Annotated in this window: 7 protein-coding genes; 4 read left to right on the top strand and 3 right to left on the bottom strand. The window is 68.1% G+C overall.

Annotation, left to right across the window (positions count from 1 at the left end; all coding sequences use genetic code 11):
* Positions 1-87: 87 nt before the first annotated feature.
* Entirely contained in the window at positions 88-921 is an 834-nt protein-coding gene (locus AAG801_RS38570) for a hypothetical protein (RefSeq protein WP_341893173.1), read from the top strand.
* 115 nt (positions 922-1,036) lie between these two features.
* On the top strand, positions 1,037-2,650 hold the full coding sequence (locus tag AAG801_RS38565; RefSeq protein ID WP_341893172.1) for an AMP-binding protein: 1,614 nt from the start codon (positions 1,037-1,039) through the stop codon (positions 2,648-2,650).
* Between the two features lie 7 nt (positions 2,651-2,657).
* On the opposite strand, the gene AAG801_RS38560 is transcribed toward AAG801_RS38565, so the two are convergent.
* Genes AAG801_RS38560 through AAG801_RS38550 form a run of 3 tightly spaced genes read right to left on the bottom strand, consistent with a single transcriptional unit; the run spans position 2,658 to position 6,177 of the window.
* Positions 2,658-4,202, bottom strand: coding sequence for a long-chain fatty acid--CoA ligase (locus AAG801_RS38560; RefSeq protein WP_341893171.1), 1,545 nt, complete (start codon positions 4,200-4,202; stop codon positions 2,658-2,660).
* 5 nt (positions 4,203-4,207) lie between these two features.
* Positions 4,208-5,344 (bottom strand): DUF5938 domain-containing protein, encoded by a 1,137-nt coding sequence (locus AAG801_RS38555; protein ID WP_341893170.1) that lies wholly within the window; start codon positions 5,342-5,344, stop codon positions 4,208-4,210.
* 29 nt (positions 5,345-5,373) lie between these two features.
* Positions 5,374-6,177 carry an SDR family oxidoreductase gene (locus tag AAG801_RS38550; protein WP_341893169.1) on the bottom strand — a complete coding sequence of 268 codons (804 nt, stop codon included), beginning with the start codon at positions 6,175-6,177 and terminating at the stop codon, positions 5,374-5,376.
* Between the two features lie 202 nt (positions 6,178-6,379).
* Between AAG801_RS38550 and AAG801_RS38545 the strand changes: the two genes are divergently transcribed.
* Both AAG801_RS38545 and AAG801_RS38540 read left to right on the top strand, forming a co-directional pair.
* Positions 6,380-7,057 (top strand): TetR/AcrR family transcriptional regulator, encoded by a 678-nt coding sequence (locus AAG801_RS38545; RefSeq protein WP_341893168.1) that lies wholly within the window; start codon positions 6,380-6,382, stop codon positions 7,055-7,057.
* Positions 7,058-7,064: 7 nt separating this feature from the next.
* Positions 7,065-7,383 (top strand): LLM class flavin-dependent oxidoreductase (locus AAG801_RS38540; protein ID WP_341893167.1); only part of this gene is annotated, 319 nt, incomplete at its 3' end.

Here is a 7,383-nt window from a genome sequence, read left to right as displayed (position 1 = left end):
AGGTGGTGCGGTTCCAGGGAGCTCAGCCCGCAGGCGTCGCGACACACGCGCAGGCCCGAGGCGTCTTTCACCCGAAGGATTTCTTTCATGCTGTTGCCTCGTTCGCGCTCACGCGGCGTCCCTGGCGCGCTGGCTGCTGCCGGCGTTCTCATCACCTCCATCGCCGCGCCTGTCGCCGCGACGGCCGAACCCTCTCCGGCGCTGGACCGTTTCAGCTTCTCGGTCGGTGCCTTCAATGCCGACCCCAAGTTCAGCGCCTCGGTCGAAACGCCCTACGGCGTGCTGCGCTCGAACGAACTCAAGCCGGGCCGCGTGACCATGCCCCGCATCACGGCCGACGTGCTGATCGGCGACAGCCAGGGCATCTCCTTCGACTACTACCGCTACAAGCGCGACTACGACGGGCAGGTGGGCGCCAACACCACGATCGGCGGCTTCGGCGCGCTGAGCGCCATCGGCAACGCGAACCTCTCGGCGCAGCTCGACTTCGCCAAGCTCTCCTACAAGTGGTGGCTCGGGTCGGGCAACACCGTCTTCGGGCTGGGCGCCGGCGCGGCCTACTACCGCGCGACCTTCGGTGCCAGCGCGCTGGTCGGCGTGAACGGACAGGTGCGCTCGGTCAGCGAACGCTCGAGCGACAACGCCATCGCGCCCCTGCTCGAGATCGGCGTGCGCCACGCGATCACGCCCGACCTGCGGCTGTTCGCCGATGCCTCGGGCGTGTGGAAAAGCAGCGGCCGCTTCCACGGCAACATCTACAACGCATCGGCCGGCGTGGAGTGGTTTCCCGTGAAGAACGTGGGCCTGGTGCTGTCGTACGGCGTGACCAACATCGACCTGACGCGCGACGGCAGCTTTGCCGATTCGCGCCTCAAGGTGCGGCTGCAAGGGCCTTCGGCTTTCGTGAAGGCGCGCTTCTGACGTTGCCCGATGCGGCCGGGCAGGCGCCGCATAGCCACTCTTCGCAAGACCGGCAGGCGGTGCCGGTCTTAGTCTGCGCTCCGATCGACACCACAACGACCGGAGACACGACGCCATGCCCGCCGCCCGCCCAGAGACCACACCCTCGCCTTCCTCTTTCCAGCGCATCGCCCGCATTGCGCTGGGCGACGTGATTCACCGCAGCGCGCGGCGCTTCGGCGCGCGCACCGCGCTCATCGAGGGTGAGCACCGCATGAGCTACACCGAGCTCGACGCCGCCTCGAACCGCTTCGCGCACCACCTGCTGGGCCTCGGCCTGGCCAGCGGCGAGCGCGTGGGCATGCTGTGCAACAACTCGATCGAGATGGTGGTCGCGCTGCTCGGCATCCAGAAGGCGGGCCTCGTGTGGGTGCCGATCAACACGGCGCTCGCGGCCGATGCCATCGGCTACATCCTCGAACACGCCGAGGTGCGGCACCTCGTGATCGACACCGCGCTGCACGCCAAACCCGAACTGCGCCAGCTGCTCGACACCACGGCCGTTTCGCCGCTGCTGTGCGTGCTCGACGGCGACACGCCGCCGCCCGGCGTGCCCACCGTGGCGCAGGCCATCGCGCAAGGCCCGGCCATGCTGCCCGACGTGGCCATCGACACCAACCAGCTCGCGCTCATCATGTACACCAGCGGCACCACCGGCCGCCAGAAGGGCGTGATGCATTCGCACGCCTCGGTGCACTCGGTGCTGATGAGCAACATGCTCGAATGGGGCGGCAGCCCCACGCACCACGATGTGTGGAGCAACGTGCTGCCGCTCTTTCATTGCGGGCAGCACACGGTGCTGATGTCGGCACTGGCGGTGGGCGGCACGAACGTCATCCTGCGCGGCTTCGACCCGGGCGCGATGCTCGCCGCCATCGAGCGCCACCAGATCACGGTGACGGTCGGGCTGCCGATGATGTACGGCGCGCTGCTCGCACACCCGCAGCGCGCATCGCGCAACCTGTCGAGCCTTCGGCTGTGCGTGTATGCGATGGCGCCGATGTCGCGCACGCTGCTGCTGCGCCTGCTCGACACCTTCTGCCCCAACTTCGCGCTCGCCTCGGGGCAGACCGAGATGTACCCCGGCGCCACCATCTTCGAGACCCACCGCCAGCGCGAGCGCTTCGGCTCGTACTGGGGCGTGGGCACGCTGGTGAACGAGGTCGCGGTGATGGGCGACGAGGGCGAGCTGCTCGCACCGAACCAGGTCGGCGAGATCGTCTTTCGTGGGCCGAACGTGATGCTCGGCTACTACAAGGACCCGCAGGCCACGGCGAACGCACAGCGCTTCGGTTGGCACCACTCGGGCGACCTGGGCACGCTCGACGACGACGGGCAGCTGATCTTTCTCGACCGGCTCAAGGACATGGTCAAGTCGGGCGGCGAGAACGTGCCTTCGCTCAAGGTCGAGGAGGTGCTGCTGCGTCACCCGGCCGTGCTGAATGCGGCGGTGGTCGGCCTGCCGCACGAGCGCTGGGGCGAGGCCATCACGGCCTTCGTCACGCGCCGGCCCGATGCGCCGGCGGAGTTCTCGGAAGCCGCGCTCACGGCGCATTGCAAGGAACACCTCGGCGGCTTCGAGGTGCCGAAGGACATCGTCTTCCTGCCCGCGCTGCCGATGACCTCGACGGGCAAGATCCAGAAGTTCGAGCTGCGCCAGGCCCACCAGGGGCACTACCAGCGCGACTGAATCAGCATCAGGGCGACTGCAGCTTCTCCAGCAGCGACGCGCGCACTTCCTTCTTCAGCACCTTGCCGACCTTGGAGCGCGGCAGGTCGGCCCACACCTCGACCTGCTTGGGCGCCTTCACGCTGCCGATGCGCGACTTGACGAAGGTCTTGATCGCCTCGGCATCCACGCTGCGGCCCGCATGCAGCTGCAGCACGGCCACCACGCGCTCGCCCCACTTCTCGTCGGGCAGGCCGACGACCGCGCTGTCCTGCACGTCGGGGTGCTGCATCAGCACCTGCTCCACTTCGGCGGAGTAGACGTTGAAGCCGCCCGAAATGATCATGTCTTTGGCGCGGTCGACGATGTAAAGGAACCCCTCGCCATCGAGGTAGCCGATGTCGCCCGTGTGGTGCCAGCCGTGGCGCGAGGCCTCCTGCGTGGCCTTCGGGTCCTTGTAGTAGCCGCGCATCACGAGCGAGCCGCGCACCACGATCTCGCCGCTCTCGCCCGTGGGCAACAAGGCGCCCTCGCCGTTCATGATGCCGACCTGCACCAGTGGACCGGGCCGCCCCGCCGAGGCCAGCCGCTGGCGCGCCACCGAACCGTCGGCGTTGAAGTGGTCGCGCGGCGGCATCATCGAGACCATCATCGGCGCCTCGGTCTGGCCGAAGAGCTGCGCCATGACGGGGCCGATCTTGTCGAGCGCTTCTTCGAGCCGCGCGGCCGACATGGGTGCGGCGCCGTACCAGAAGCATTGCAGCGAATCACGCTTCGTCTGCGCCAGCTCCGGGTGCTGCAGCAGCATGTAGATCAGCGTCGGCGGCAGGAAGGTGTGGGTGACACGCCGGCGCTCGATGAGCGAAAGGAACTCGCTCAGGTCGGGCTTGGGCATGATGACCACGCGCCCGCCCAGCGCCATCACGGGCAGGCACAACACGCCGGCCGCATGCGTGAGCGGCGCGAGCGCCAGGTACACGGGCCGGCCCTCGAACGGGTAACCCATGAGGGTCAGCGCCGACATGGCCTCGAGGTTGCCGCCCGAGAGCATCACGCCCTTGGGTTGCCCGGTGGTGCCACCGGTGCCGGCGATCATGGCCACGTCGTCGGGCGGTGCGATGTCGATCGGCGCATCGTCCAGCCCGTCGAGCCATTCGTCCATGGCAGGCGCGAAGGCCTGTCGCTGGTCGAGGCACACCAGCGCCTTCAGTTGCGGCAGCTGCGCGCGCATCTGCTCGACCATGGGCGCGTAGTTGCTGTGGAAGACAAGGCACGTGCAATCGAAGGCATCGAGCACGAAGGCGTTCTCGCTGGCTTCGTTGCGCGGGTTGATTGGGCACCACACGCAGCCCGCGCGCGAAATGCCGAACACCGTGGCGAAGGCCATGGCGTCGTTGCTCGAGAGCACCGCCACCTTGCTCCCCGGCGCGATGCCGGCGCGCTGCAGGCCGCGCGCCACGCGCCAGCTGACGCGCTGCACCTGCCCATAGCTCAGGTCGGCATTGCCCATGGTGAGGCACGGCGAATCGGCGCCCTGCTGGGCGCCTTTGTCGAGGTAGTCGACGAGGCGCATGGGGGTCAGCCCATCCGCGTGAGCACGGGTTCCTGCACCAGCCCGAAGCTGCGCAGCGCCCCCAGCAGCTCGCGGTGCCCGAAGGCCTGGCAGCCCGAGGCGAAGCCGGCGCGGCGCGGTGCCTGCTGCAGCAGCGAGGCCGCGGCATAGGCCTGCAACAGGCCGGTCTGCTTGTAGTTGCAGTTGCCGAAGATCACGCAATGCGCGCGGCCCAGCGGACCGGAGGCATGCACCGAATCGACGGACTTGTTGATGCGCGGGTTCTCGCGCGGCGGCATGGTGTTCATCACGCCCGCCGCCGTCTGGGCCAGCGCGGCATAGCGGTCTTCGTCGTTCATGCCTTCGGTGGCCTTGAGCGCGGCGGCCACGATCTGCGGCACGCCGAGCATCAGCGGCTTGTTGAAGACGCCGCCGAGCACCTTCACGTTGGCCACGCGCGGATCGCGCTTGAACCACACCGGATGCGAGGTGCCGCCCCAGGGCAATGCCAATGCGGCTTCGTGCTGGCCCGGAATCGACAGGTGGTACAGGCCCGCGTCGGGTTGCCACTCGACGTACTGGTTCTGCTCGAGGAAGAAAGCCTTGGACGTGGCCGCGTTCACCAGGATGGTCTGCGTCGATGCGATGGTCGGGCTGCCGCCCCAGAACACGGCGATGTCGAGCGTGTCGAGGCCGGGCGTTTCCAGGCACAGCTGCGCGGCGATTTCGCCGGTGGTGTACATCTGCGCCAGGCCGGGCGAGAGCAGCAGGCCCGCGGCGGCGAACTTGGCGCCGTACTGTTGGTCGAGCGTGATGAGCCAGTCTTGCTCGCCGGTGGTGTCGGTGTAGTGGCAGCCGGCGGCCAGGCAGGCATCGACCACTTCGGGGCCGAACTTGGCGAACGGCCCCACGGTGTTGAGCACCACCGAGGCGCCGGTGAAGAGCTCGGTGAGCGCCTCGACCGTGTGCGCGACCTCGACCACTTCGTAGTCCGCGGTCTCGATGCCGGGCACGTTCGACTTCATCGCCGCTTCGAGCTTCTCTGCGCTGCGACCCGCGGCAATGAAGGGGATGTGGTACTCGCGCAGGTACTCGCAGACCAGGCGCCCGGTGTAGCCGGAGGCGCCGTAGACGATGACGGGTTTCTTTTTGCTGCTGCTCATGTTCTTTGCTCCTTGTTGGTTGATGTGGCTCACATGCCCATGCCGCCGTCCACCGCGAGGCCCGCGCCGGTGATGAACCGGGCGGCGTCGGAGCAGAGGAAGACCACCACGTCGGCCATGTCGCCGATCTCGCCGAGGCGGCCCAGCGGCGTCTGGCCGATGACGTCGCCCACGGCGGCCTCGACGCTGGGCGCGAGCCCGGCGGCCACGATGTCGTTGGCAAGCTTCATGCCCATGTCGGTGGGCACGAGCCCGGGGTAGATGCAGTTGACGCGCACGCCGTAGCCCAGCTTTCCGGACTCCATGGCCGCCACGCGCGTGGCGCGGTCGACCGCCGACTTGGTGGCCGAGTAACCGGCAATGGCGGGAAAGGCGATGGTGGCTGCGACCGACGCGATGTTGACCACCGCCCCGCCGCCACCCGCGCTGCCGCCGGGGCGCATGGCGCGAAAGGCGTGCTTCATGCCCAGCAATGTGCCGGCCACGTTCACGTCGAGCATGCGGCGCAGGTCGTCGCCGTCGACGTCGATCACCAGCGAGGTGATCTCGATGCCGGCGTTGTTGACCAGGATGTCGAAGCCGCCCAGCGCCTTCACCGTGGCCTCGGTGGCCGCGGCCCAATCGCCGTCCTTCGTGACGTCGAGCGGGACGAAGCCCACCTTCGCCCCTTCGGCCGAGAGCCGCTGCGCGGTCTCCTTCCCCAGATCGGCGAGCACGTCGCCGATCATCACCGACGCACCCGCTTGCGCCAGTGCCTGGGCAATGCCCGCGCCGATGCCGCGCGCACCACCCGTCACCAGGGCCTTGCGCCCCGTCAAGTCGAACTTGGCCATCACTTGTCTCCTGTGGATATGTTTATGAGATGGAGCGGCCATGCTAGGAATCGACTTGACGAGTGTCAAGAATTTTTTTGACGATTGCCCAAATTTCGTAAAATGCCTCTGGAATGCACGTACGAGGGATTTCCCACGCCGCGTGCTATGGTTTGCAATCACCAGGAAACACAGCGGCCGGCACTCTGCGGCCTGGCTAGAAATGACCACTCATTCACGGGTAAAGAAGCACACCGGGCGGGTGCAGAAGGCGCCGGCCGACAAGTTCGCGGAGCGCCGCGCCGAACTCGGCGAAGCCGCCCTCACCACGCTGGCCACGCTCGGCTACGCGCGCACCAGCCTGCGCGAGATCGCGCAGAACTCCGAGTTCTCGCACGGCGTGCTGCACTACTACTTCAGCGACAAGGTCGACCTCATCGTCTGCAGCGTCAAGCAGTACAAGGCGCGCTGCGTCACGCGCTACGACCACGCGGTCGACACCGCCACCACCTACGACGAGCTCATGGAAGGCTTCCTGCAGAGCCTGGGCGACACGCTGCAGGGCGAAGGCCACGTGCACCGGCTCTGGTACGACCTGCGTTCGCAGGCGCTGTTCGAAGCGGCATTCCACGACGACGTGGTGGAAATCGACAAGAGCCTCGAAGACATGATCTGGCGCATCATGAGCCGCTTCGCCGAACTCTCGGGACAAGACCCGGGCCTCCCGCCCTCGGCCTGCTACGCGCTCTTCGACGGGCTGTTCCTGCAAGCGCTGCTCAAGCACCTCTCGGGCGACACGAAGGCCATTGCCGACATGCAGGCCGATGTGCGGCAGTCGATCGAGCGGCTGTTTGCCGCGCCGGCCAAGACCACGCCCGCCCCTCGCAAACGGCGCGCCTGACGCCGCCATGGCGCCGTTCAACACCGCCTACCGGCAGACGCTGCTCGCCGGGCGGCTCACCCTGGGCCTGATGACGCCGCTGGCGCGCCCGCACGGGGCGATGGCCGACCCCGCAATCGAACTGCACCTGGCCCGCCTGGCCCGCCTGGCCGACACCCTCGGCTTTGCCGCGCTCTGGACGCGCGACGTGCCGGTGATGCTGCCGCAGGGCGAAGCCACCGCGGTGCTCGACGAGCCCTTTGTCTGGCTCACCGCGCTGGCCGCCGCCACGCAGCACATCGCGCTCGGCACCGCCGCCGCCGTGCTGCCGCTGCGCCATCCGCTGC

Source organism: Variovorax sp. YR752 (assembly GCF_943372545.1).
This window is presented reverse-complemented; position numbering and strand designations above follow the sequence as displayed.

Coding starts and splice junctions, on each gene's coding strand:
- AAG801_RS38570 (WP_341893173.1), top strand. CDS start 88: ATGCTGTTGCCTCGTTCGCGCTCACGCGGCGTCCCTGGCGCGCTGGCT.
- AAG801_RS38565 (WP_341893172.1), top strand. CDS start 1,037: ATGCCCGCCGCCCGCCCAGAGACCACACCCTCGCCTTCCTCTTTCCAG.
- AAG801_RS38560 (WP_341893171.1), bottom strand. CDS start 4,202: ATGCGCCTCGTCGACTACCTCGACAAAGGCGCCCAGCAGGGCGCCGAT.
- AAG801_RS38555 (WP_341893170.1), bottom strand. CDS start 5,344: ATGAGCAGCAGCAAAAAGAAACCCGTCATCGTCTACGGCGCCTCCGGC.
- AAG801_RS38550 (WP_341893169.1), bottom strand. CDS start 6,177: ATGGCCAAGTTCGACTTGACGGGGCGCAAGGCCCTGGTGACGGGTGGT.
- AAG801_RS38545 (WP_341893168.1), top strand. CDS start 6,380: ATGACCACTCATTCACGGGTAAAGAAGCACACCGGGCGGGTGCAGAAG.